Here is a 25,034-nt window from a genome sequence, read left to right as displayed (position 1 = left end):
CGGATTCGAGGCCGTGGTGTGTGAGACCCGACCGAGATGCTCGAAGCGAGGCACCGCATGGACGCTCCGCCCCCCAGATCGGCCAGACCGACGGGCTGGATACCCGCCGGGGGCGGTGCGACGGAGCCCTCCCCGGACGCCGTCCTCATCCGCCGCACCCTGGCCGAGATCGCACCCGTCGCGGACAAGGTGACCTCGTACTTCTACGCGCTGGTCTTCACGAGCCACCCCGAGGTCCGGGAGTTGTTCCCCGCGGCCATGGACGTCCAGCGCGATCGGCTGCTGAAGGCCCTGCTGACCGCCGCCGAGCACATCGACGACCCGGCCGTACTGACCCCGTACCTCAAGCGGCTCGGCGCCGGCCACCGCAAGTACGGCACCGTGCCGGCCCATTACCCGGCGGTCGGAGAGGCGCTGATCGGCGCGCTGGCCCGGTACGCGGAACTCACCTGGGGACCGGAGGCCGAGGCGGCATGGGTGCGCGCGTACACCGCCATCTCGCAGACGATGATCGACGCGGCGGCGGCGGACGAGGCCAGGGCACCGGCCTGGTGGCACGCCGAGGTGGTCTCGCACGACCTGCGCACCTCGGACATCGCCGTGCTGACGGTCCGCCCCGATCAGCCGTACCCCTTCCTCGCCGGCCAGTACACCAGTCTGGAGACCCCGTGGTGGCCGCGGGTCTGGCGGCACTACTCCTTCGCCTCGGCGCCCCGCGCGGACGGGCTGCTGTCCTTCCACGTGAAGGCCGTCCCGGCGGGCTGGGTGTCCAACGCCCTGGTACGGCACGCCCGGCCGGGCGACGTCCTGCGGCTGGGCCCGCCGGCCGGTTCGATGGTAGTGGACCACAGCACCGACAACGGGATGCTGTGCCTGGGCGGCGGTACCGGCATCGCCCCGATCAAGGCACTGATCGAGGACGTCGCCGAGCACGGTGAGCGGCGCCCGATGGAGGTCTTCTTCGGGGCGCGCAGCGATCACGACCTCTATGACAAGGACACCCTGCTCGGGTTGCAGCGCTCCCACCCGTGGCTGTCGGTGCGCCCGGTGGTCGGCGAGGGGCTGGCCGGACAGCTGCCGCATGCGGTCGGTGAGCACGGGCCCTGGAGCTCGTACGACGCCTTCATCTCGGGACCGCCCGCGATGATCCGCAACGGTGTGGACGCGCTCAAGCGGATTGGGATCCCCCGAGAGCGCATCCGCTACGACGCCCTCGAGGAGCTGGCGGGCGTGGCCGGCTGAGACGTACACAGCCGCCCGCTCCCGGGAGCCGTCAGCCCAGGTCGGGGGCGTGCATGGCGCGGACCCCCTCGATGTTGCCGTCGAGGTAGTGGCGCAGGGAGAGCGGAACCAGGTGGACGGCCGCGATGCCGACCCGGCTGAAGGGCACGCGGACGATCTCGTACTCGCCCTGGGGATCGTCGACTTCCGGGCCGTGCCGCTGGCCGGGGTCCATCGATTCGAGGCGGCAGACGAAGAAGTGCTGGACCTTCACCCCGGTCACTCCCCCGGTGGTGATGTGCTCGACGGTGTCGACGAAGCACGGCACCACATCGGTGATCTTGGCGCCGAGTTCTTCGTGGAGTTCTCGGTGGAGGGCGTCGACGACGGTGCGGTCCGAGGCCTCCACGCCACCGCCCGGCGTGAGCCAGTACGGGTCGACGCCTGGCTTGGTGCGCTTGATGAGGATCAGGTCGTCACCGTCGAGCAGGATCGCGCGGGCGGTGCGTTTGACCACGGGACGTTCGGTCATGGGAGAAGAGTGGCCCGCGCCCGCCCGTCTGAAACGCGTCAGCGGCCGGAAACGAGGGGCTCACCAGTGCGCGGCGGCGCGCAGCAGACGGTCGTGGGCCCGGGCCAGGTGGGCGAGCGCCAGGCTGCCCGCCCGGACCACGAGGAACCACGTGCGCAGCGGCGGGACGGCGGGATCCAGCAGGGAGACGACCTCCCCGCGGTCGAGGGCGTCCTGGCACAGGTAGCGGGGCAGGACGGCGAGTCCGGCGCCGGCCAGGACGCATTCCAGGACCGCCCGCAGGTCGGGGGCCACCACCGTGGCGGCGGTGTCGGGCACCGAGTCGAAGACGGTGGCCCAGTAGCGGGTGACCAGCGGCAGGCTCTCGTGGACCTCGACGACCGGGATCCCGTCGAGCGCCGCGGGGCCCGAAGCGTTCAGTGCGGCCGGGTCGGCCAGGGCGGCCCAGTAGGGCGCGGCCACCAGCACCTGTTCCTCGTCGCAGAGGACGCTGGCGGTGAAGGGGCCGCCGCGCGGACGGGAGGTGGTGACGACCAGGTCGTGCTGCCCGGCGGCCAGCCCGGCGAGGTTTTCCTCGGAGCCGGGCAACAGGGCGGTGCGCAGACTCTGGCCCTGGCCGACCAGGGGTGCGAGCGCGGGCAGTACGCGCAGGCAGAGGAACTCCGGGGGCCCGGCGAGGTGCAGGGTCCGCAGGGTTCCGGCGGCCTCCCGCTCGGTCTCGGCGATCCGGAGCAGCGCGTCGAGGTGAGGGGCGGCCTTGTGGGCCAGCTCGTCGCCGACGGCCGTGGGGGTGACGCCCCGGGCGCGCCGGTGGAACAGGGGCCGGCCGAGCTGCCGTTCCAGGGTGCGGATCTGTGAGGTGACGGCGGGCTGTGACAGCCCGAGGAGCGTGGCGGCCCGGGTGAACGAGCCGGCCCGGTGCACGGCGACGAAGGTGCGCAGCAGGGCCAGGTCCATGGCGGCCCCTCTCGGTGGGGGCCTTCAACTATAAATATGCCGATAGGCCCCTGTCGTTACCGTGATTGGACTCTGACGCTGAGTCAACTAGCCTTGTCAGCGTGGTTCTTCTCGCGGGGAACCCGGCGCGGTCCGAGCCACCAGGGGGGAGGCTCGGACCGCATTCCTTCTTCCTCCGCCGCTCAGGCCCCGGCGGCCGCCGAGTCGAGGGCCCGCAGCACGTCCGCGACCAGGTCCTCGGGGTCCTCGGCCCCGGCGGAGAAACGGATGAAGCCCTCCGGCACGGCGTCACCGCCCCAGCGTCCGCGCCGCTCCGCGGTGGACCGGACTCCGCCGAAGCTCGTGGCGTCCTCGACCAGGTGCAGAGCGGTCATGAAGCGCTCCGCGTGCGCGCGGTCCGGGAGGACGAACGAGACCACCGAGCCGAAGCCGCGCATCTGCCGGGAGGCCGTCTTGTGGGAGGGGTCCGAGGCGAGCCCCGGGTAGCGGACCCCGGTCACCTCGGGCCGGTCGGCCAGCACCTCGGCCACCGCCAGCGCGTTGCCCCACTGGCGTGCGGCCCGCAGCTGGAGGGTGGACAGGGAGCGGTGGGCCAGCCAGGCCTCCATGGGCCCCGGGATCGCTCCGACGATCTTGCGCCAGCGGCGGATGCCCGCGGCCAAGTCCGGGTCGCGGCAGACGACGTAGCCGAGCAGCAGGTCCCCGTGGCCGGTGAGCCCCTTGGTGCCGCTGGCGACGGAGAAGTCCGCTCCCAGTTCCAGGGGCCGCTGTCCGAGCGGGGTCGCCAGGGTGTTGTCGACGGCGACCAGGGCGCCCGCCGTGTGCGCGGCCCGCACGAGGCGGCGTACGTCGCACACGTCGAGGCCCGGGTTGGACGGGGTCTCGATCCACAGCAGCCGGGCCCCGTCGAGGGCGGCGAGCTGCGCGTCCTGGCCGGTCGGCGCGGTGCGCACGTGGACTCCGTACGCCTCGAGCTGTTCGCGGACCAGGGGCAGCGCCTGGTAGCCGTCGGAGGGCAGGACGACGGTGTCGCCGGTGCGGGCCTGTGAGAGCAGGACGGCGGAGACGGCCGCCATCCCGGAGGCGAAGACGATGGTCTCGGCCCCTTCCTCATCCGGTGCCTCCAGTTCGCCGATGGCCCGTTCCAGCAGGGTCCAGGTGGGGTTCGTGTCGCGGCCGTAGGTGTACGGGCCCGAGACCTCGCCCGGGAGGTGGAAGTGGGCGGCGAACACCGGTCCGGGCAGCGGCGGCTCGTTCTTGACGGGCTCGGGCAGCCCGGCGCGTACGGCGCGCGTGCCGTCGCCGTACGCGCCGGACGCGGCCGGCGGTCCGGCGGTCCCGCCGGGGGTGTGCTCGTTCACGGGGTGTGCTCCTTCACAGCGGTGCGTACGGCGGCCGGCGGACCGGTGTTCGGCGGCCCGCTCAGTTCTTGTCGGGCAGGGCCAGGTTCACGGCCCAGGAGACGACGGAGATGATCAGGCCGCCGAGTACGGCGGTCCAGAAGCCGTCCACGTGGAAGCTGAGGTCGAACTGCTCGGCCAGCCAGGAGGTGAGCAGCAGCATCAGGGCGTTCACGACCAGGGTGAACAGACCGAGCGTGAGGATGAACAGCGGGAACGAGAGCAGCTTCACGACCGGCTTGACGATGAGGTTGACCAGCCCGAAGACCAGAGCGACCAGGATCAGCGTCAGCGCGCGGCGGCCGGTGCTGCTGCCGTCGTCGAGCGTGATCCCGGAGACCAGCCAGATGGCGACGGCCAGGGCCGCCGCGTTGGCGAGCGTCTTGACTACGAAATTCGTCATGTGTCTGATCGTGGCAGAGAAGATCCGGGCCGGGCATCGGCAGACCGGCGGATCCCGGGGCACCACCGGGCAAGAGCAAGGGGCACAGCGAAGATGAAGGCCTTCCGACTGGACGAGCTCGAGGCGGAGCGGGCCGCCAACGACGGCGCCTATCTGCAGTTCCTGCGGGAACGGAACATGTCGGTCGGGCTGTACGCGCTCGATGCCGGGCAGAGCGACCCGCAGCAGCCGCACCGTCAGGACGAGGTGTATTTCGTGGTGAGCGGCAGGGCATCCATCACGGTCGGGGAGGAGACGACGGTGGTGGCGAACGGCAGCGTCGTCTACGTCCCCGCGGGGGTACCGCACAAGTTCCACCACATCACCGAGCCTTTGAAGGTGATGGTGGTCTTCTCCCCGCCGGAGGGCTGAGCACGGGTCGGGTGGCCGCCGGACTGAGGGTCGTGCCCCGGAACCCCCTAAGGGGCGGGTCAGGGGGTTCCGGGGGCTCGAGGCCCCCTGTGCGGCGCGGCCGGCTCCTAGCATCGAGAGCGAGGCAAGAAACGGACGCACGGACTCACGAGATGACCGGCTCAGCTCATGAAGCGCGGGCTCACGGGGTCACGGGGCACGGACGAGGAAGAGGTAGGAACATGGACGGGATCCGAGCGATGTTCGCGGGTATGCCCTGGTGGGTGAAGTGGGTCGCCGTTCCGCTGCTGGCGCTCTTCGTCTTCGGCGGAGTGATCACCTCGATCCTCGGCACGCTGATCTCGTTCGCCTTCAAGCTGCTGCTCTTCGTCGCCCTCGTCGGCGGGCTGGTGTTCGTGGTGAAGAAGTTCACCGGCAGTGGGTCGAAGGCCTCCTCCAGCGACTGGTAGCACCAGGCCCGCCCCACCCCCAACGGGTAAGGGGATTGACCCAGGCGGGGGAACGGGACCGGCCAAACCGCCCACACGCCGGGAACCGGTGGATACAGTGGCAATCTGTGCCGTTCCCTGGGCGCCGATCCCTCCGCTCGGAACGGGCGGTCGCGTCGGGGCAACTGCTGGGCACGACCCCCAGGAGCCACGGCACACGCGGGGGCGGCCCCCGCAGGGCGGGCCCACCCCGAGGCCCGCCGCCACGCCTGGGGGTGAGCTTTGTCTTCGGTTCACAATCCCGGTGTGCCGACCCTGATCGGTTCGGTGCAGCGGGCGTTGCGGCTGCTGGAAGCAGCCGGGTCCCATAGCGGGGGAGCTCCGGCGAAACAGCTGGCGCGCGAGGCCGGGCTCCCGCTCCCCACCGCGTACCACCTGCTGCGCACGCTGACGCACGAGGGTTATCTGCGTCGGCAGAGCGGGGTGTTCGTACTCGGTGACGCGGCCGGCCGGCTGGCGGGCGGTGGGCTCCAGCAGAAACGTCGCAGCATGATCCTCGACTCGCTCGCGCACTTCCGTGACACGGTCGGGGCCCCCGTCTACTTCGCGGTGTTCCGCGAGGGTGAGATCGAGATCGTGGGTGTCTCGGACACCCCCGCCAACCCCGTCTGCGAGGAATGGGCCGACGTCCGCGCGACCGGCCACGCCCACGCCATCGGCCAGTGCCTGCTGGGCCAGCTCGACGAGAAGACGCGCAAGGACTACTACGAGCGGCACCCGGTCGAGAGCATCACGCCCTACACCGTGCGGGACGTGCACGCCCTGGAGCAGCGGATCGGCTCCCGGGAACGGACGCAGCCCGTGATCGAGCGTCAGGAGTACGCCCTGGGCACGGTGTGCGCGGCCATCCCGATCACCGTCGGCGACATCGCCGCGACAGTGGCCATTTCTCTCCCCCTGCACCAAGAAGAGCGGTTGCTCTCTGCTGTCGATCGACTACGGAGTGAAGTAGGCGCGCTGTTGAGCACCCTCTCGTTCTCTATCAGTATCTGAAAACTCACTCCTTGTGATCTGCTGTCGCTTCCACCACCCTTGTCAAGAGGCCTTGGGGGATCATTCCTGGCCACTTCCACTACAGGGGTAGGCAATGCACGAATCGGTACAGGCAGAGGTCATGATGAGCTTCCTCGTTTCCGAGGAACTCGCATTCCGGATCCCGGTGGAGCTGCGGTACGACGCCCGTGACCCCTACGCGGTGCGCCTTACCTTCCACCTTCCCGGAGACGCGCCCGTCACCTGGGCGTTCGGCCGGGAACTGCTCCTCGACGGCATCAACAAGCCGAGCGGTGACGGTGACGTGCACATCGCGCCCACCGACCCCGAGGAGCTGTCCGACGTCCACATCCGTCTCCAGGTCGGCGGGGACCGGGCCCTCTTCCGCGCGGGTGCGGGGCCGCTCGTCGCCTTCCTCGACCGGACCGACCGGCTCGTTCCGCTCGGTCAGGAGCGCAGTCTGGGCGACTTCGAGGAGAGCCTCGACCAGGCGCTCGGCAAGATCCTCGCCGAGTCGCAGCAGGACGAGCGGAAGGCCGGCTGAGGGGCGGGGCCGGAAGGTCCCGCCGTCGCCGAGACCTTCAGCGCTTGCGCCGGCGCCGGCCCCGGCCGCCGCGTGCCGGTCCGGCGGCCGGTCCCGCGGCCATGCCACCCGCGGCCCCCGGCCGGTCGGCGGAGACCACCAGCGCCGCCAGGGCGGTGGTCACGGGCACCGAGGCCACCAGCCCGATGGAACCGACGAGGGTCCGTACGATCTCCTCGGCGACCAGCTCGCTGTTGGCCACCGTCCCCATGCTGCTGTTGGCGATCGAGAACAGCAGTAGAAGTGGCAGAGCGGCGCCCGCGTACGCCAGCACGAGGGTGTTCACCACCGACGCGATGTGGTCGCGGCCGATCCGGATGGCGGCCCGGTACAGGGCGCGCGGGCCCATCGCCGGGTCCGCCTGGTGGAGTTCCCAGACGGCCGACGTCTGAGTGACGGTCACGTCGTCGAGTACGCCGAGCGATCCGATGATCACGCCCGCGAGCAGCAGGCCGCTCATGTCGATGCTCGGGTAGAGCCCGTGGATCAGCCCGGTGTTGTCGTCCGTGTTGCCGCTCAGGAAGGCCCAGCCGATGAACAGCGAGCCCAGCAGGCCGATCAGCAGGAGCGAGACCAGCGTGCCGAGGACGGCTACCGAGGTCCGGGCCGTCAGCCCGTGGCACATGTAGAGGGCGATCAGCATGATCGCGCTGGCCCCGATGACCGCGACGAGCAGCGGGTTCGAGCCCTGCAGGATCGCCGGGAGGATGAAGAGCGTCAGTACCCCGAAGCTGACGACGAGCGCGATGAGGGCGAACAGGCCGCGCATCCGGCCCACCACGACGACCGCGACGGCGAAGATGCCGGCCAGCAGCGCCATCGGGAACTTCCGGTTCAGGTCGATCACCGAGTACTGGAGGTCCCGGGGCGCGTCCGGCGCGTACGCCACCACCACCTCCTGGCCCTTCTCCAACTGCCGTGGCGCACCGGGCTGGACGATCTCGAAGAAGGCCCGGCCCCGTTCCGGTCCGCTGGTCACCTCGATGGTGGCCTTCTTGCACTCGCCGGTCCTGGCGGCCTGCGCCTCGCGCCCCTCGGGGGTGGAGGTGTCGCCCGTGGGAGGGACCTGCGAGGCGTTGACCGATTTGCAGTCCACCTTCGCGAGAGCGACGACCGTGCCCTGTTCGGTCTGGCGGTCGAAGCCCACCCCGGTGCGCTCGTGTGCGGGGGCGCCGCCGGGCCAGAGCACGGCCATGCCGATGAAGACGGCGGCGGCGAAGGGGATCAGTACGGCGGCGATCACCTTGCGCAGGTGCTTGGAGACCGGAGCCGCCGGCCCGTGGCCGTGGCTGTGCCCGTGGCTGTGGCCGGAGGAGTGCCCGTGGGAGGGCGCGGCAGCATCCCCGTGGGACGCGTGCTCGGGGCCGGTGTGGCCCATGGGCTCGGTGGGCTCGTGGGGGGGCTGCGGCGAGGACGTCACCGGCAGATCATCGCAAGAGATGAGGGGGCCCACTGTTCAGCACGCCACACACGACGCTAACGTGGGGGCTACTTTGCACAACGCGGGAGCTCGGAGCACCGGGCTGAGAGGGCGCTGATCACCGTACGCGCATGAGAATGCGTACGGGAGGAGGCTGCGCCGACCGCCGAACCTGTTACCGGGTAATGCCGGCGTAGGGAGATCAGGTCTCATGACCATTCAGGACGCACGCACGCCTGCCGCCGGCCAGAACGCCGACGGCCAGACCGAGCGCCAGCCCGGCTGGCACAAGGGATACCTGCCGGGCTCCCGCCCGGACATCCGGGTGCCGGTCCGCCAGGTCCACCTCACCAACGGCAAGGACGTGACGCTCTACGACACGTCCGGGCCGTATACCGACCCGCAGATCGAGACCGACGTGCGCCGGGGCCTGCCCCCGCTGCGGGAGCACTGGATCATCGGCCGCGGTGACACCGAGGAGTATGCGGGGCGCCCCGTCCGTCCCGAGGACGACGGCATCAAGCACACCTCTCCGCGCGGGGGCCTCAAGAACCTCGACGCGGTCTTCCCGGGCCGCCCGCGCCAGCCCCGCCGGGGCCGCGGCGGCGCCGCCGTCACGCAGCTCGCGTACGCCCGCCGGGGCGAGATCACCCCGGAGATGGAGTACGTCGCGATCCGCGAGAACGTCTCCCCCGAGGTCGTCCGGGAGGAGATCGCCGCGGGCCGCGCGGTGCTTCCGGCCAACGTGAACCACCCGGAGATCGAGCCGATGATCATCGGCAAGAGGTTCCTGGTGAAGGTCAACGCCAACATCGGCAACTCCGCCGTCACCTCCTCGATCGAGGAGGAAGTGGAGAAGATGACCTGGGCGACCCGCTGGGGCGCCGACACGGTCATGGACCTCTCCACCGGCCGCAACATCCACACCACCCGCGAGTGGGTGCTGCGCAACTCTCCCGTCCCGATCGGCACCGTGCCGCTCTACCAGGCCCTGGAGAAGGTCGACGGCCGGGCCGAGGACCTGACCTGGGAGATCTACAAGGACACGGTCATCGAGCAGGCCGAGCAGGGCGTCGACTACATGACGGTCCACGCCGGCGTGCTGCTGCCGTACGTGCCGCTGACCGCCCGTCGCAAGACCGGCATCGTCTCCCGCGGCGGCTCGATCATGGCCGCGTGGTGCCTGGCGCACCACAAGGAGAACTTCCTCTACACGAACTTCGAGGAGCTCTGCGAGATCCTCGCGACGTACGACGTCACCTACTCGCTGGGCGACGGCCTGCGCCCGGGCTCCATCGCGGACGCCAACGACGCCGCGCAGTTCGCGGAGCTGAAGACGCTGGGCGAACTGAACACCATCGCCAAGCGGCACAACGTCCAGACGATGATCGAGGGCCCGGGCCACGTCCCGATGCACAAGATCAAGGAGAACATCGACCTCCAGCAGGAGATCTGCGAGGAGGCGCCGTTCTACACGCTCGGCCCCCTGACCACGGACGTGGCGCCCGCGTACGACCACATCACCTCGGGCATCGGCGCCGCGATGATCGCCTGGTGGGGCACCGCGATGCTCTGCTACGTGACGCCCAAGGAGCACCTGGGCCTGCCCAACCGGGACGACGTGAAGACCGGGGTCATCACGTACAAGATCGCCGCGCACGCGGCGGACCTGGCCAAGGGTCACCCGGGTGCCCAGGAGTGGGACGACGCCCTGTCGGACGCGCGGTTCGAGTTCCGCTGGGAGGACCAGTTCAACCTGGCCCTCGACCCGGACACCGCCCGTGAGTTCCACGACGAGACGCTCCCGGCGGAACCGGCCAAGACCGCGCACTTCTGCTCCATGTGCGGTCCGAAGTTCTGTTCGATGAAGATCTCGCAGGACATCCGCCGCGAGCACGGCGGTGACCTGAAGGCCGATGAGATCGAGGCGGGCATGGCGGAGAAGTCCGCCGAGTTCGCGGCCTCGGGCAACCGGGTCTACCTGCCGCTGGCCGACTGATCCGTGTGCGGAGGGCTGACCGACGGGGTTCCGGGGGGAGTCGTCGGTCAGCCCTCCGCTGAGGCGGGGCGCCCGGTGAATACGGGTGGATGTTTCACGTGAAACGGGGCGACTTCTGTGGCCTCAGTCCGGGGCGTGGCCCGTGCCGCCGAAGTCCGGGCTGGTGAAGTCCGGCGAGCTGTAGCCGGGGCGGGGTCCCTCGGAGGGCGGGCCGGGGCTGGTGAAGTCCGGCGGGGTGTAGCCCAGGCTGGGGATGCGCCCGGCGCCCGGGGTGCGCGGCACGGGGTAGCCCGGTCCGGCGGTGGGGTCGGCCAGGGCGTCACGCAGGAAGGGCACGATGCCCCGCTCCAGCAGCGCGTTGCGCCAGGCCTCCCGGGCGCGGGAGAGCTCGTCCGGTATCGACACGCTCTCCTCCGCCGCGACCTCCGTGGAGCTGTTGCGCAGGGCCGTCACGAGCAGCGCGATCACCGCGAAGAGCAGGGCGACCACGGTGAGCCCGCCGAAGAGCCAGCCCGCCGTCAGCATCGTCTCGGCGAAGGCCGGGGCGGGCTCGATCATCTTGAGGCCGTATCCCACCAGCAGGAAGATCAGCATCGCGGTGCCCGCCAGCACTGGTGCCAGGACGCCGACCACCGCGCTCACGCCGGCCCCGTCGTCCTGGCCCTCGGCGCCGTCCTCGGTGCTCGTTCCCGGGGCGGACAGGACCGCGTCGCGCAGTTCCTCCCGCACTTTCACGTAGTGGTCGTACTCGGCGGCCGCCGCGGCGGTCAGCAGTGTGGTGGCGGCCTGGGCCATGGTGCGCAGTTGTTCGGCGTTCAGCCGTTCGCCCAGAGTGGCGAGTTCGGGCCGTTGGTCCGCGGTGCGCAGCGCCTCGTCGAGGAGCCGATCGAACTCCGGTCGGTCTTCGGTGAGCAGGTGCGGAGCGCTGGTCATGTGCATCCCCCGATGCTCCGTACGTGCCGGTATGCCCGCGTAGATCCGTGGATCCCGGCGTAAACGGAGGAGAGCCTGCTACGGATAGAGCGATGGTAGAGCGCCCCTGCCACGCCGTGACAAGGGCTTTGCTGAAATACCCCGCTCCGAGAACGCTCAGTCGCGCAGAGGTAGTTGAACGACGAGCAGCTTGCCCGCCATCGTCACGCCACCGTCCATGGCGATGGCCAGCCCGTCGGCGTACACGTGCGGCCCGTCCACGGCCTCGGGGCCGTGGGAGTCGTCGCCGTCCTCGGTGCCGACCTCGCCGAGCAGGTAGGGGATGGGGCTGTGGCCGTGGACGACGCGGCCGCCGCCGTAGGTGGCCAGGAGTTCCCGTACGGCCCGGGGGCCGGTCTCTTCGTCGCGGAAGGCGAACCGCTTGGTGAACTTGCGGAAGAGGTCCCAGGTGATGTCGGCGTCGTTGCGGTTGAGCAGCTCGTGGATGGTGTCGTTGACGTCCTCGATGGAGTCGCCGTAGTCGAGGTACGCGGTGGTGTCGGAGTGCAGGAGCAGGTGGCCGTCCTGCAGGGTGGCCGCGTCGAGGCGGGACATCCACTGGAGGTGGACGTCCTCCAGGCGCTCCATGTCGGCGCGCTGGCCCCCGTTGAGCAGCCAGGCGGCCTGGAAGGTGGCGGTACCGGCGCCGGAGGACACGGGGGTGTCGCCGAAGCGCTTGGCGCCGATGAGCAGCAGCTCGTGGTTGCCCATCAGGGCCTTGCAGTAGCCGCCGGCGGCGGCGGCCTCGGCGGAGAGCCGCATGACGAGGTCGATGACGCCGATGCCGTCGGGGCCGCGGTCGGTGAAGTCGCCGAGGAACCAGAGCCGGGCGTTGCCGGCGGACCAGCGGCACTCGGCGTCGATGAGGTGCTGTGCCTGGAGTTCGCTGATCAGCTCGTCCAGGTATCCGTGGACGTCACCGACGACGTACAGGGGGCCGGGACCGGAGCCCGGGGCCTCCTGGGGGACGTACTGGACCTGCACGGTGTGGCCGGGCCCGGTCGGCGCGCCGCGGCCGATGACGGGGAGGTCGCGCTGCGTGGGCGTGTAGCCGTCGTCAGCGCCGTCGGCGTCCTCGTACTCGACGTCGCCCGCGGCGCGCTGCTGCGGGACGGTGTCCGTGCCGGGGCGGGCGTGGGGGGCCGCGGCGGGCCGGTCGGGGGCGTACCCGGGCCGGGGGGGCGCGAGGGGCGCGCTCTCCTCGTAGTACGCGGGGTACTCGCCGTACACGGGGGGCTCGCCGGCCAGCGCGGCCGGCACGGTGTACGGCGCGGGTTCGGTGACCGGCACCCGGAAGTCCCGCAGCGTGTCCGTCCGCATCGCGGGTCCCTGACCGGCCCCCTGAGTCATCGACCCCTCCACCACCGTCGCGCTGCCGTACACCTGCGGACCCCCTCACCTCCTGGGCGGAGGGTCCGTGATGTCGTGCGCCCATCATAGGAATGCGGCTCGCGCTCTGTGACGCACCAGGGGTGGTGAATCCTGGCCGGAGCCGTTCCTTCCTGCCCTTTTCTCCCGATTTCAGTGTTGTTGAAATCCTCGGCGGGGCCGTGGCCCCGCCCATGTGAGGGTGCGGAGGTCAGTCCTGGGCCGGTGTGCGCGGTGGGCTGACGGTCGTCCGGGGCGTTCTGCGCTGAGAGGAGGTACGGATGATCAGCTCGGTGGGCACGACCTGCTCGACGGGGCGTCCGGTGCCCACTCCCTCGATAGCGTCGATCAGCAGCTGTACGACGGCGGTTCCGATGCGGCGGGGTTTGAGGGAGAGCGTGGTGATGGGCGGTTCGGTGTTGGCGTAGACGGTGGATTCGCTGCAGCAGACGAGGAGCAGGTCTTCGGGGACGCGCAGCCCGTAGCGCCGGGCGGCGGCGAGCAGGTCGGTGCCGTTGGGGTCGAAGAGCCCGTACACGGCGTCCGGACGGTCGGGGCGGGCGAGGAGCCGGTCGGCGGCGACGGCGCCGGCGCACGGGTCGTGGGCGGGGTAGGACTCGTAGACGGGGTCCTGGCCGACGCGTTCGCACCAGTTGAGGTAGGCGGTCGTGGAGAGCCGGGTGTAGGTGTCGGTGGTGGTTCCGGTCAGCAGCCCGATGCGGCGGGCGCCGGCGGCGGCGAGGTGGTCGAGGAGGCCCAGTACGGCGGCTTCGTGGTCGTTGTCCACCCAGGCGGTGACGGGGAGGGTGCCCGCCGGCCTGCCGTCGGAGACCACGGGCAGGCCCTGGCGGACCAGCTCGCTGACGACCGGGTCATGGTCGGAGGGGTCGATCACGACGGTGCCGTCGAGGGCCACGTTGGACCAGACGTCGTGTCGTGAGGTGGCGGGCAGGATGACGAGGGCGTAGCCGCGGGCGAGCGCGGCGGAGGTGGCGGCCCGCGCCATCTCGGCGAAGTACGCGAATTCGGTGAAGGTGAAAGGTTCATCCCCGTACGTGGTCACGGTCAGGCCGATGAGGCCCGACTTGCCGGTACGGAGCGTGCGTGCCGCGGCGGAGGGGCGGTACCCCAGCCGGTCGGCGACTTCGCGAACGTGGCGGCGGGTGGCGTCCGGCAACCTCCCCTTGCCATTGAGCGCGTCGGAGACGGTTGTGATGGACACGCCCGCCGCGGCGGCCACGTCCCTGATTCCGGCCCGGCTCTGTCGGCCGCCGACCCGCCGGGTGGTCTCGGTCCGGCTCACCTGATGCTTCCCTGCTGCTGTCATGGCGAGCCGATAGTAGGGCTCACGGGGCAGGGTGGTTCAGGTGCATATGCACGCGTTGACAGGCACGATTCTGCACGGTTCGCCACCCCCAATGACCTTGGAATTGAAGGTACTTACCACTATGTCCCGAGGGTGGGGCTTGTGGACGGGTACGAGCATGCCAAAACGGAGCCGTCCTGGGCCGCTCTCAACTCACCTGCACGAGGGACGCGCGCCACGGCGCAGGCCACCGGCGCGCGCATATATGCGTGCGCTCCCCCTGTGTTCCTGGCGCCCGCCATTCTCGGATCGGCGGAATCCTCATAAGGTGAGCAGTATTGAGTCGACGGAGACGTCGACGGGACGGTCGAGGAGGACCTGCGGTGAGCGAGAAGAGCCCGAAGCTGCGCGCCGAGCTGGACGGCATCCCCACCTACAAGCCCGGCAAGCCCGCGGCTGCGGGCGGGGCCGTCGCGTTCAAGCTGTCCTCGAACGAGAACCCGTATCCGCCGCTTCCCGGGGTTTTGGAGACCGCGGTCGCGGCCGCCGGCCGGTTCAACCGCTACCCCGACATGGCGTGCACGGGTCTCGTGAACGAGCTGGCGGAGCGCTTCGGGGTGCCGGTCGAGCACATCGCCACGGGCACCGGCTCGGTGGGCGTGGCCCAGTCGCTGATCCAGTCGACGGCCGGCCCGGGTGACGAGGTCATCTACGCCTGGCGGTCCTTCGAGGCCTACCCGATCATCACGCAGATCTCCGGCGCGAAGTCGGTGCAGGTGCCGCTGACCGAGGGGGACGTCCACGACCTTGACGCAATGGCCGCGGCAATCACCGACCGGACCCGCCTTATTTTCGTTTGCAACCCCAACAACCCCACCGGCACCGCCGTGCGCCGCGCCGAGCTGGAGCGGTTCCTGGACCGGGTGCCGTCGGACGTCCTGGTGGTGCTGGACGAGGCATACCGGGAGTTCGTGCGCGACACGGCCGTTCCGGACGGCATCGAGCTCTACCGCGACCGCCCGAACGTGGCCGTGCTGCGGACGTTCTCCAAGGCGTACGGGCTGGCCGGCCTGCGCGTCGGCTTCGCGGTGGCGCACGAGCCGGTGGCCGCGGCGCTGCGGAAGACGGCGGTTCCCTTCGGCGTCAGCCAGCTCGCCCAGGACGCGGCGGTCGCGTCGCTGCGGGCCGAGGACGAGCTGATGGGCCGGGTCGGGGCGCTGGTGTGCGAGCGCAACCGGGTGCACGAGACGCTGCTCGCGCAGGGCTGGACGGTTCCGGACACCCAGGCCAACTTCGTGTGGATGCGGCTGGGGGAGCGGACCGCCGACTTCGCGGCGGCCTGCGAGAAGGCCGGTGTGGTGGTCCGGCCCTTCGCGGGCGAGGGCCTGCGGGTCACGATCGGTGAGACCGAGGCGAACGACCTCTTCCTGCACGCGGCGGAGGCGTTCTTCAAGGAGCTGTAGTCAGGGTCGGTCGTCAGACGAGTTCCACGCGGACGGGGTCGCCGTCGCGGATGGTGGCCAGGAGGCGGGGGTCGCCGTCGAACGAGCCGAGCACGTTGCAGGGGCTCGCCAGGCGGCTCTCGCCCCCGCGCGAGATGGGCGTGGGGCCGTAGGGCAGGGCGAGCGCGTCGCCCTCGGTCCAGAAGGCGACCGTGCCCGGCTCGACGACCTGCCGGGCGTCGGTTTCCAGGGCCACGGATACCCCGGTGTCGAAGTAGACCTCCTCGCCCCAGGTGTTGGCCGAGGCGGAGATCGGCAGGGCCGCGGCCAGCGCCTTGCTGGTCGGGGTGTCGTCGAGGGTCGCGGTGAGCAGGCCCGCGGGCCAGGAGATTCGAATCTGCATAGCCATATTCAACAATCCGTTGAAATCCTTGGCTAGTGGTCGATAAGGGGACCCCGGCTGATTCCGGCCGCAGGGGGTGCGTCATAATGCTTGTGAATGTGAACGCGTTCACAAGCGTGTCCTGCTTCCTCCCGGTATGGGAGGGAACCCGCCAGGCAGACTGCCCGCTGTGACCACGGCGACGACAAGGAGAAGACGACGTGGACCTAGCTTTGGCGCCTGAGACATTGGCTCGCTGGCAGTTCGGCATCACCACCGTCTACCACTTCCTCTTCGTGCCGCTCACGATCTCGCTCGCCGCGCTGACCGCCGGCCTGCAGACCGCGTGGGTCCGGACGGAGAAGGAGAAGTACCTCAGGGCCACCAAGTTCTGGGGCAAGCTTTTCTTGATCAATATCGCGATGGGCGTCGTCACCGGCATCGTCCAGGAGTTCCAGTTCGGTATGAACTGGTCCGACTACTCGCGATTCGTGGGGGACGTCTTCGGTGCCCCGCTGGCGTTCGAGGCCTTGATCGCCTTCTTCTTCGAGTCGACCTTCATCGGCCTGTGGATCTTCGGCTGGGACAAGCTGCCGAAGAAGATCCACCTGGCCTGCATCTGGATGGTCTCCCTCGGCACCGTCTTGTCCGCTTACTTCATCCTGGCGGCCAACTCCTGGATGCAGCACCCGGTCGGCTACCGCCTCAACGGGGAGCGGGGTCGGGCCGAGCTCACCGACTTCTGGGCGGTCCTCACCCAGGACACGGCGCTCACCCAGTTCTTCCACACCATCACGGCCGCGTTCCTCGTCGGCGGCGCGTTCATGGTCGGCATCGCAGCCTTCCACCTCGCGCGCAAGAGGCACGTCCCGGTGATGCGCAGCTCGCTGCGGCTCGGCCTGGTCGTCATGATCATCGCCGGTATGGGCACCGCGATCAGCGGTGACCTGCTCGCCAAGGTGATGTTCAAGCAGCAGCCGATGAAGATGGCCGCCGCCGAGGCCCTTTGGGACGGCGAGGCGCCGGCTCCCTTCTCCGTCTTCGCCTACGGAGACGTGGAGAAGGGCCACAACAAGGTGGCCGTCGAAATCCCCGGCGTGCTGTCCTTCCTCGCCAACGGCGACTTCAGCTCCTTCGTCCCCGGCATCAACGACGTCAACAAGGCCGAGCAGGAGAAATTCGGCCCCGGCGACTACCGACCCAACATTCCCGTCGCGTACTGGGGCTTCCGCTGGATGATCGGCTTCGGCATGGCCTCGCTCGGGATCGGCATGCTCGGGCTGTGGCTGACCCGCAAGCGGTTCCTGCTGCCGCCGGCGCTGCGCACCGGTGAGGACGAGGTCCCCCATCTCGTCCTCACCAAGAAGCCGCTCGGCCCCCGGTTCTCCCGGATGTACTGGATCGTCGCGCTCTGGACCATGCTCTTCCCGCTGATCGCCAACTCCTGGGGCTGGATCTTCACCGAGATGGGCCGCCAGCCCTGGGTGGTCTACGGAGTGCTGCGCACCAGGGACGCGGTCTCGCCGAACGTCTCGCAGGGCGAGGTGCTCACGTCGATGATCGGCTTCACGCTGCTCTACGCGGTGCTCGCGGTGATCGAGGTCCGGCTCCTGGTGAAGTACGTCAAGGCCGGACTGCCCGAGCTGACCGAGGCCGATCTCAACCCGCCCACCAGGATCGGCGGGGACGACAAGAACCCCGACCGGCCGATGGCCTTCTCGTACTGAGGCTGAGGAGACCACACCATGGAACTTCACGACGTCTGGTTCGTACTGATCGCCGTCCTGTGGACCGGCTACTTCTTCCTGGAGGGCTTCGACTTCGGCATCGGTGTCCTGACCAAGCTCCTCGCCCGGGACCGCACGGAGAAGCGGGTCCTGATCAACACGATCGGCCCCGTCTGGGACGGCAACGAGGTCTGGCTGCTCACCGCGGGCGGTGCCACCTTCGCCGCCTTCCCGGAGTGGTACGCGACCCTCTTCTCCGGCTTCTACCTGCCGCTCCTGCTCATCCTGGGGTGCCTCATCGTCCGGGGCGTCGCCTTCGAATACCGCCACAAGCGGTCCGAGGAGCGGTGGCAGGCCAACTGGGAGCACGCGATCTTCTGGACCTCGCTGATCCCCGCCTTCCTGTGGGGCGTGGCCTTCGCCAACATCGCGCGGGGCGTGAAGATCGACCGGAACATGGAGTACGTCGGGAACGTCCTCGACCTGCTCAACGTCTACTCGGTCCTCGGCGGCCTGGTCACCCTCACCCTGTTCACCTTCCACGGCGCCGTCTTCGCCGCCCTGAAGACCGTCGGGGACATCCGGCAGCGGGCACGTGCGCTGGCGACCCGGCTGGGTGTGGTGACGGCGGTGCTGGCCCTGGTCTTCCTGATCTGGACGCAGGCCTCGCGCGGGGACGCGTGGAGCCTGGTCGCGATGGCCGTCGCTGTACTCGCGCTGGTCGCGGCCCTCGGGTTCAACCTGGCGGGCCGGGAGGGCTGGGCGTTCGCCCTGTCCGGGATCACGATCGCGGCAGCCGTCGCGATGCTCTTCCTGACGCTGTTCCCGAACGTCATGCCGTCCTCGCTGGACGAGGCCTGGAGCCTCACGGTCACCAATGCCTCGTCCACCCCGTACACCTTGAAGATCATGACCTGGTGCGCCGCCGTGGCCACGCCCCTGGTCCTGCTCTACCAGGGCTGGACGTACTGGGTGTTCCGCAAGCGGATCGGCACGCAGCACATCGTCGACGCGCACTGAGCCCCGCGCGTCACTCCTGCCCGACCCTGCAGAGGGGATGTTTCACGTGAAACCGATCGACCCGCGCCTGCTCCGGTACGCCCGTTCCACCCGCCTCTTCCTGGGGGCGGTGGTGGCCCTCGGACTGGCCGGGGCGGGGCTGGTCGTCGGTCAGGCGATGCTCATCGCCGAGATCGTGGTCGGAGCCTTCGAGCGGGGACTCGACGGTGCCGCGCTCCGGACGCCACTGCTGCTGCTCGCGGCGGTGGCGCTGGGGCGCGGGCTGGTTGCCTGGCTCACGGAGCTGGCCGCGCACCGGGCGAGCGCGGCCGTGAAGTCCGAGTTGCGGGGCAGGCTGCTGGACCGGGCCACCGGGCTGGGCCCCGGCTGGCTCAGTGGACAGCGCACGGGATCCCTGGTGTCCCTGGCCACCCGCGGCGTCGACGCGTTGGACGACTACTTCTCCCGCTACCTGCCCCAGCTGGGGCTCGCCGTGGTGGTCCCGGTGGCGGTCCTCGCCCGGATCGTCACCGAGGACTGGGTGTCGGCGGCCATCATCGTGGTCACCCTGCCGCTGATCCCGCTGTTCATGATTCTCATCGGCATGGCCACCCAGAGTCGGATGGACCGCCAGTGGCGGCTGCTGTCCCGGCTGTCGGGGCACTTCCTCGACGTGGTGGCGGGCCTTCCGACACTGAAGGTGTTCGGACGGGCCAAGGCCCAGGCGGAGTCGATCCGCAAGATCACCGACGACTACCGCCAGGCCACGATGCGTACCCTGCGCATCGCATTCCTCTCCTCCTTCGCGCTGGAACTGCTCGCCACGCTGTCGGTGGCGCTCGTCGCGGTAACCATCGGCATGCGGCTCGTACACGGGGAGCTGGACCTGTACACCGGGCTGGTCATCCTGATCCTCGCGCCGGAGGCCTATCTGCCGCTGCGGCAGGTCGGCGCGCAGTACCACGCGGCGGCCGAGGGGCTGGCCGCCGCGGAAGAGATCTTCCAGGTCCTGGAGACCCCCGTCCCGGCACCGGGCGGCGGCGCCGACGTGCCGGCCACGGGACTGCGGATCTCGCTCGACGGGGTCGAGGTCCGGTACGAGGGACGTGGCGCGAGTTCGCCCGGACCCGTCTCGCTCGTCGTCGGACCGGGCGAGTGCGTGGCCGTCACCGGGCCGAGCGGAGCGGGCAAGTCCACGCTGTTGAACGTGCTGCTGGGCTTCGTCACGCCGACGGCCGGGCGGGTGCGCGTAGGGGACACGGATCTGTCGGAACTCTCCCTCGGACAGTGGCGGGAGCGGATCGCGTGGGTGCCGCAGCGGCCGCACCTGTTCGCGGGCACCATCGCCGAGAACGTCCGCCTGGCCCGGCCCGGGGCCACTGACGAAGCGGTGGAGACGGCACTGCGCGACGCCGGGGCGTGGGAGTTCGTCTCGGCCCTGCCGGCCGGGGCACGGACCCTGCTCGGTGAGGGCGGGGCCGGGCTGTCCGCCGGGCAGCGCCAGCGCCTGGCCCTGGCCCGGGCGTTCCTCGCGGACCGGCCGGTGCTGCTGCTGGACGAGCCGACCGCGGCCCTGGACGGGGAGACCGAGGCCGCGGTAGTGGACGCCGTACGCCGACTCGCGGCCGGGCGGACCGTGCTGCTCGTGGTGCACCGGCCGGCGCTGCTGGCGGTGGCGGACCGGGTGGTGGCGGTGGGCGCGGGTGCCCCGGCCCGGCCCGTCGCGGCATCCGGCGCGGCGGCGGAGACGGCCGGGGTCGGCGCGGCGGAGTCGGCTGTGGGCGTCTCCGCCGGTGCGGCCCAGGACGCCGCGGCCGGGACGGCCTCGCGCGGGGCGGCGGCGAACTCCGGCCCCGGCGAGTGGATCCTCGGAGCCGCACCCGAAGGGACCGAAGGCGGCCGGGGCGGCGGGAACGCCGGCGGTGCCGGCTCGGGCGGTGACCCGCTGCGGCGAGTGCGGGCCGTGGCCGCGGCCTGGCAGGGCCGGTTCCGGCTGGGGCTGCTCCTCGGGGCGCTGGCCGTGGGGAGCAGCGTCGGGCTGATGGCCGTCTCCGGGTGGCTGATCTCCAGGGCCTCCGAGCAGCCGCCGGTGCTGTACCTGATGGTGGCCGTCACGGCGACGCGGGCCTTCGGCATCGGACGGGCCGTCTTCCGCTACGCCGAGCGGCTCGTGTCGCACGACGCCGTCCTGCGGATGCTCGCCGACCTGAGGGTCTCGGTGTACCGGAGGCTGGAGCGGATCGCCCCCGCCGGACTGCGCGAGCAGCGGCGCGGGGACCTGCTGTCGCGGCTGGTGGCAGATGCCGACGCGCTCCAGGACTACTGGCTGCGCTGGCTCCTCCCCGTCGGCACCGCGGTGTTGGTCGGCGCCGGGTCGGTGGCGTTCACCGCCTGGATGCTGCCGGAGGCGGGGGCCGCGCTCGCAGCGGGGCTGCTCGCGGCCGGGGTCGGGGTGCCGCTGCTCAGCGGGGCCTGCGCGCGGCGTGCCGAGCGGCGGCTGGCTCCCGCTCGCGGGGAACTCGCCACCCGGGTCGCCGACCTGCTGACCGGTACCGCCGAACTGACGGTGGCGGGGGCGTTGGCCGGCCGGAAGAAGCGGGCCCGGGAGAGCGACGGCGTGCTGACGCGGATCGCCTCGCGCGGGGCCGCGGCCACCGGGCTCGGCGGTGGGCTGTCCGCCCTGGTGTGCGGGCTCACGGTGGTGTGCGCCGCCCTCGCCGGTGCGGAGGCGGTCGCGGACGGCAGGCTGTCCGGGGTGGCCATGGCGGTGGTGGTGCTGACCCCGCTCGCCGCCTTCGAGGCCGTCAGCGGGCTCCCGCTGGCCGTCCAGTACCGCCAGCGGGTACGGCGCAGTGCCGAGCGGGTGTACGAGGTCATCGACGCCCCGGTGCCCGTCACGGAGCCGGCCGAGCCCGGTGCGCTGCCGGCCTCACCGTTCCCGCTGCGGCTGACGGGGCTCGCCGCCCGGCACGCCGGGCAGGAGCGGGACGCGCTGCACGGGCTGGACCTGACCCTGGAGGCCGGTCGGCGCATCGCCGTCGTCGGGCCGTCGGGTTCGGGCAAGACCACGCTGGCGCAGGTCCTGCTGCGGTTCCTGGACCCGCGCGAAGGCACGTACACCGTGGGCGGGACGGACGTGCGCGCGCTCGACGGCGACGACGTACGCCGGATCGTGGGCCTGTGCGCCCAGGACGCGCACCTCTTCGACAGCTCGGTGCGCGAGAACCTGCGGCTGGCCCGTACGGACGCCGGCGAGGAGCAGCTGCGCGAGGCGCTTGCCGCGGCCCGGCTGCTGGAGTGGGCCGACGGCCTTCCGGACGGGCTGGACACCTTGGTCGGAGAGCACGGGGAGCGAATCTCCGGCGGGCAGCGTCAGCGGCTGGCCCTGGCGCGGGCACTGCTCGCGGACTTCCCCGTCCTCGTCCTGGACGAGCCGGCCGAGCACCTGGACCTGGCGACCGCGGACGCCCTGACGGCGGATCTGCTGGCGGCCACCGAGGGCCGGACCACCGTACTGATCACGCACCGGCTCGCCGGGCTGACGGCGGTGGACGAGGTACTCGTCCTGGACCGGGGAGAAGTCGTACAGCGGGGCGGCTACGCCGAGCTGGCGGCGGTCGAGGGGCCGCTGCGGCGCCTCCTGGAGCGGGAACGGGAGGCGGATCGGTCCCTCGCCCGTACCGGGGGCTGACTTTCCCTCCTAAACGGGACTAACTAGGCTCGAGAGCATGTCAGTGCAGGAGTCGCAGGAATCACCGGAGTCCGGTGGGGGCGCACACGATCCCCTGGAGGCCGCCGCCCAGGCGACGCGCAGCCTGCACGGGCTGTCCACCGAGCTGACCGCGCGCGTCCCGCAGCTGCTGGAAGCCATGCGCTCGGTCGGTACCGGCCTCGAACTGCACTCCACTCTCGACCGCATCTGCGAGACGGCCGCCGAACTCGCGGACGCCCGCTACGCCGCGATCGGGGTCGTCGACACGGACGGCCCGGGGCTCTCGGACTTCGTCACCTTCGGCGTCAGCGGCGAGCTGGCAGACCGGATCGGGCACCGCCCGGACGGCAGGCGCGGTCTGCTCGGCGCCCTCATCTCCCATCCCGACACTGTGCTGCTCGCCGATCTGACGAAGGACCCCCGGGCGGCGGGGTTCCCCGCGCACCACCCGCCCATGAAGACCTTCCTCGGCGTCCCGATCCGGGTACAGGGGGAGATCTTCGGGAACCTCTACCTCGCCGAGAAGAACGGCGGCGTCGAGTTCAGCGACTACGACGTCCACATGGTCCGGGTGCTGGCCACGGAGGCGGGCATCGCCATCGGCAATGCCCGGCTGTACGAGGCCGCCACCCAGCGCGAACGCTGGATCGACGGCTCGGTCGCCGTCACCACCGCCCTGCTGTCCGGCGGGGACGCCGACGACGCCCTCGCGGTGGTGGCCGAACAGGCCCGCCGTCTGGCCGACTCCGCCGCCGGGATCGTGATGCTGCCGGCCGAGGAAGGCGGCATGGAGATCGTCGCGGTCTCCGCGGACGACCCGGCCACCTCGCTCGGCGTGGTCGTTCCCGCGGAGAGCCCGGTGGTCGAGGAGCTGCTGCGGGGCGAGCCGGTCTTCGTGGAGGACGCCGCCGCCGACCCCCGCATGACCAGCAGGCTGACCAGCCAGTACGGCCCCTGCATGATGCTGCCGCTGCACAGTGGCGGGCGGGTGCTGGGTGCGCTGGTCACCCCGAGGTCCCGGGGCGAGAGGCCCTTCACCGAGGCAGAGCGCACCCTGGCCACGCAGTTCGCCTCCCAGGCAGCCCTGGCGCTGATGATGGCCGAGGCGCAGCGCGACCGGGAGCGGCTCGCGGTGTTCGAGGACCGCGACCGGATCGCCCGGGACCTGCACGACCTCGTCATCCAGCGGCTGTTCGCCACCGGGATGATGCTGGAGGGCGCACAGCGCCGCTCCGTCGTCCCGGAGGTCCGTGACGGGGTGGGCAAGGCCGTGGACGAGCTGGACGTGACGATCCAGGAGATCCGCACCGCCATCTTCGCGCTCCAGCAGGGCCCGGCGGAGGCGCCGTCGGGTCTGCGCACCCGCGTGCTGCGGGAGATCAACATGGCGGCCGTGCCGCTGGGCTTCAAGCCCGCGCACCGCTTCGTCGGCCCGGTCGACACGGCCGTCGGCGAGCTGGTCGGCAAGAACCTGATCGCCGCCCTGCGGGAGGCCCTGTCGAACGCGTTCCGGCACGCGGACGCGTCCCGGATCGAGGTGCTGGTCGACTCCACCGTCAGCCTGCCCGAGGGCCGGCCCGGGGTACGGCTGGAGGTCGCCGACGACGGGGTGGGCATGCCGGAGGGCGGCCGGCGCAGCGGGCTGCGGAACCTGCGCCGCCGGGCGGAGTCGCTCGGCGGGTCCAGCTGGTACGGACCGGGCATCGGGGAGGACGGTGGCGGGACCACCCTGGTGTGGGAGGCCCCGCTGTGAGCCGTGGCGGGCGGCCCGGCGGGGCAGCTCAGTCGCGTGCGGCGTGTGCGGCCAGGATGCGTTCGATGACGACGGCGACCCCGTCCTCGTTGTTGGCGACCGTACGGCCGGACGCGGCCGCGATCACATCCGGGTGGGCGTTGCCCATCGCGTACGAGGTCCCGGCCCAGCGGAGCATCTCCACGTCGTTCGGCATGTCCCCGAAGGCGACGACCTCGGCGGAGGAGATGCCGCGCTCGGCGCAGCACAGCTCCAGCGTGCTGGCCTTGGACACGCCGAGCCCACTGATCTCCAGCAATGCGGTCGGGCTGGAGCGGGTGATCGACGCGTAGGCGCCGGCGGCGGACCGGGCCAGGGCGAGGAACTCGTCCGGGGCGAGATCCGCGTGGTGAGCGAGCAGTTTCAACACCGGCGCCGCACGGTCTTCGGGCTCCTCGTGGAGCAGCTTCTCGGCGGTGGCGACGGTGGCCCCCGGGTCCTGGAAGAACGGCGGGTAGCCCGGCTCGTAGTTGATGCCGGTGGTCATCTCGACCGCGAAGGAAGTGCCGGGAGCAGCCTCCCGCAGGGTGGTCACGACCGTGCGGGCGGTGGCCCGGGGCAGCGCCCTGACCTGGACGAACTCCCGTCCGGCGTGGAGGTCCACGACGGCGGCGCCGTTCGCGCAGATCGCCAGGCCGTGGCCGTGGACGTGGTCGCTGACCACGTCCATCCAGCGGGCCGGGCGGCCGGTGACGAAGAAGACCTCGATCCCGGCCTCCTCGGCAGCGGCGAGCGCGGCGACCGTGCGGAGCGAGACGGACTTGTCGTCGCGCAGCAGGGTGCCGTCGAGATCGGTGGCGATGAGCCGGGGTACGGGGGTTGGCCCGTCCGGGCGCTGGGAAGCCGAGGTCACCGCTCCATCTTCACCCATGGGCCCCTGCCGCCGAACCATGATCGAGAAGACAGGTTCCTCCCCCGGGACTGCGC

Annotated in this window: 21 protein-coding genes and 1 riboswitch; of the genes, 11 read left to right on the top strand and 10 right to left on the bottom strand. The window is 71.1% G+C overall.

Annotated features, from left to right (window positions below; genetic code table 11):
* Nucleotides 1-57: 57 nt before the first annotated feature.
* Nucleotides 58-1,242, top strand: a complete 1,185-nt coding sequence (locus tag ACFY7H_RS04030) for a globin domain-containing protein (RefSeq protein ID WP_388932727.1) — start codon at nt 58-60, stop codon at nt 1,240-1,242.
* Between the two features lie 31 nt (nt 1,243-1,273).
* Here the strand turns inward: ACFY7H_RS04030 and ACFY7H_RS04025 are convergent, their stop codons facing one another.
* The 4 genes from ACFY7H_RS04025 to ACFY7H_RS04010 all read right to left on the bottom strand — a co-directional run bounded on the left by ACFY7H_RS04025 (nt 1,274) and on the right by ACFY7H_RS04010 (nt 4,513).
* The gene (locus tag ACFY7H_RS04025) at nt 1,274-1,753 is read right to left on the bottom strand and encodes an NUDIX domain-containing protein (protein ID WP_388932724.1); all 480 of its coding nucleotides are present in this window, start codon (nt 1,751-1,753) and stop codon (nt 1,274-1,276) included.
* Nucleotides 1,754-1,813: 60 nt separating this feature from the next.
* Nucleotides 1,814-2,710, bottom strand: a complete 897-nt coding sequence (locus tag ACFY7H_RS04020) for a LysR family transcriptional regulator (protein ID WP_388932721.1) — start codon at nt 2,708-2,710, stop codon at nt 1,814-1,816.
* A gap of 182 nt (nt 2,711-2,892) precedes the next feature.
* Nucleotides 2,893-4,071 carry a cystathionine gamma-lyase gene (locus tag ACFY7H_RS04015; RefSeq protein WP_388932719.1) on the bottom strand — a complete coding sequence of 393 codons (1,179 nt, stop codon included), beginning with the start codon at nt 4,069-4,071 and terminating at the stop codon, nt 2,893-2,895.
* Nucleotides 4,072-4,132: 61 nt separating this feature from the next.
* Nucleotides 4,133-4,513: a phage holin family protein gene (locus tag ACFY7H_RS04010; protein ID WP_388932717.1), complete on the bottom strand. Its 381-nt coding sequence runs from the start codon at nt 4,511-4,513 to the stop codon at nt 4,133-4,135.
* A gap of 93 nt (nt 4,514-4,606) precedes the next feature.
* Between ACFY7H_RS04010 and ACFY7H_RS04005 the strand changes: the two genes are divergently transcribed.
* From ACFY7H_RS04005 to ACFY7H_RS03990, 4 genes are all read left to right on the top strand, one after another.
* Nucleotides 4,607-4,924: a cupin domain-containing protein gene (locus ACFY7H_RS04005; protein ID WP_388932715.1), complete on the top strand. Its 318-nt coding sequence runs from the start codon at nt 4,607-4,609 to the stop codon at nt 4,922-4,924.
* Nucleotides 4,925-5,145: 221 nt separating this feature from the next.
* The gene (locus ACFY7H_RS04000) at nt 5,146-5,373 is read left to right on the top strand and encodes a DUF5326 family protein (RefSeq protein ID WP_388932712.1); all 228 of its coding nucleotides are present in this window, start codon (nt 5,146-5,148) and stop codon (nt 5,371-5,373) included.
* A gap of 285 nt (nt 5,374-5,658) precedes the next feature.
* A complete protein-coding gene (locus tag ACFY7H_RS03995; protein ID WP_388932709.1) occupies nt 5,659-6,405 on the top strand; it encodes an IclR family transcriptional regulator in 747 nt (248 codons plus the stop codon).
* Nucleotides 6,406-6,499: 94 nt separating this feature from the next.
* Entirely contained in the window at nt 6,500-6,949 is a 450-nt protein-coding gene (locus tag ACFY7H_RS03990) for an SsgA family sporulation/cell division regulator (protein ID WP_388932706.1), read from the top strand.
* Nucleotides 6,950-6,986: 37 nt separating this feature from the next.
* Here the strand turns inward: ACFY7H_RS03990 and ACFY7H_RS03985 are convergent, their stop codons facing one another.
* Complete coding sequence (locus ACFY7H_RS03985) at nt 6,987-8,441, bottom strand: YibE/F family protein (RefSeq protein WP_388932704.1); 1,455 nt, start codon at nt 8,439-8,441, stop codon at nt 6,987-6,989.
* A gap of 39 nt (nt 8,442-8,480) precedes the next feature.
* A riboswitch (TPP riboswitch) is annotated at nt 8,481-8,625 on the top strand.
* Here ACFY7H_RS03985 and thiC point away from each other — a divergent pair.
* Nucleotides 8,620-10,407, top strand: coding sequence for a phosphomethylpyrimidine synthase ThiC (gene thiC / locus ACFY7H_RS03980; protein WP_388932701.1), 1,788 nt, complete (start codon nt 8,620-8,622; stop codon nt 10,405-10,407). Its footprint overlaps the riboswitch before it by 6 nt.
* A 123-nt stretch (nt 10,408-10,530) precedes the next feature.
* On the opposite strand, the gene ACFY7H_RS03975 is transcribed toward thiC, so the two are convergent.
* From ACFY7H_RS03975 to ACFY7H_RS03965, 3 genes are all read right to left on the bottom strand, one after another.
* A complete protein-coding gene (locus tag ACFY7H_RS03975; RefSeq protein ID WP_388932698.1) occupies nt 10,531-11,346 on the bottom strand; it encodes a hypothetical protein in 816 nt (271 codons plus the stop codon).
* A gap of 150 nt (nt 11,347-11,496) precedes the next feature.
* The gene (locus ACFY7H_RS03970) at nt 11,497-12,744 is read right to left on the bottom strand and encodes a metallophosphoesterase (protein ID WP_388933690.1); all 1,248 of its coding nucleotides are present in this window, start codon (nt 12,742-12,744) and stop codon (nt 11,497-11,499) included.
* 214 nt (nt 12,745-12,958) lie between these two features.
* On the bottom strand, nt 12,959-14,074 hold the full coding sequence (locus ACFY7H_RS03965; protein WP_388932695.1) for a LacI family DNA-binding transcriptional regulator: 1,116 nt from the start codon (nt 14,072-14,074) through the stop codon (nt 12,959-12,961).
* Nucleotides 14,075-14,436: 362 nt separating this feature from the next.
* Here ACFY7H_RS03965 and hisC point away from each other — a divergent pair, with 362 nt between their 5' ends.
* Nucleotides 14,437-15,516 (top strand): histidinol-phosphate transaminase, encoded by a 1,080-nt coding sequence (hisC, locus tag ACFY7H_RS03960; RefSeq protein WP_388932692.1) that lies wholly within the window; start codon nt 14,437-14,439, stop codon nt 15,514-15,516.
* Nucleotides 15,517-15,529: 13 nt separating this feature from the next.
* On the opposite strand, the gene ACFY7H_RS03955 is transcribed toward hisC, so the two are convergent.
* On the bottom strand, nt 15,530-15,898 hold the full coding sequence (locus tag ACFY7H_RS03955) for a cyclophilin-like fold protein (RefSeq protein ID WP_388932690.1): 369 nt from the start codon (nt 15,896-15,898) through the stop codon (nt 15,530-15,532).
* 200 nt (nt 15,899-16,098) lie between these two features.
* Between ACFY7H_RS03955 and ACFY7H_RS03950 the strand changes: the two genes are divergently transcribed.
* From ACFY7H_RS03950 to ACFY7H_RS03935, 4 genes are read left to right on the top strand one after another with little or no spacing between them, the layout of a single operon-like run.
* Nucleotides 16,099-17,604, top strand: coding sequence for a cytochrome ubiquinol oxidase subunit I (locus tag ACFY7H_RS03950; protein WP_388932686.1), 1,506 nt, complete (start codon nt 16,099-16,101; stop codon nt 17,602-17,604).
* Between the two features lie 18 nt (nt 17,605-17,622).
* Nucleotides 17,623-18,624: a cytochrome d ubiquinol oxidase subunit II gene (gene cydB, locus ACFY7H_RS03945; RefSeq protein WP_388932683.1), complete on the top strand. Its 1,002-nt coding sequence runs from the start codon at nt 17,623-17,625 to the stop codon at nt 18,622-18,624.
* Between the two features lie 46 nt (nt 18,625-18,670).
* Nucleotides 18,671-22,294, top strand: a complete 3,624-nt coding sequence (gene cydD, locus ACFY7H_RS03940) for a thiol reductant ABC exporter subunit CydD (RefSeq protein WP_388932680.1) — start codon at nt 18,671-18,673, stop codon at nt 22,292-22,294.
* Nucleotides 22,295-22,331: 37 nt separating this feature from the next.
* Nucleotides 22,332-24,068, top strand: coding sequence for a GAF domain-containing sensor histidine kinase (locus tag ACFY7H_RS03935; protein WP_388932677.1), 1,737 nt, complete (start codon nt 22,332-22,334; stop codon nt 24,066-24,068).
* Nucleotides 24,069-24,096: 28 nt separating this feature from the next.
* Here the strand turns inward: ACFY7H_RS03935 and ACFY7H_RS03930 are convergent, their stop codons facing one another.
* Nucleotides 24,097-24,978, bottom strand: a complete 882-nt coding sequence (locus tag ACFY7H_RS03930; protein WP_388932675.1) for a Cof-type HAD-IIB family hydrolase — start codon at nt 24,976-24,978, stop codon at nt 24,097-24,099.
* Nucleotides 24,979-25,034: the final 56 nt, after the last annotated feature.

This window comes from Streptomyces sp. NPDC012794 (assembly GCF_042901085.1).
In the GTDB taxonomy this organism is placed as follows: Bacteria; Actinomycetota; Actinomycetes; order Streptomycetales; family Streptomycetaceae; genus Streptomyces.
Note: the sequence above shows the minus strand (reverse complement) of the source record. Positions and strands in the feature narration are given on the sequence as shown.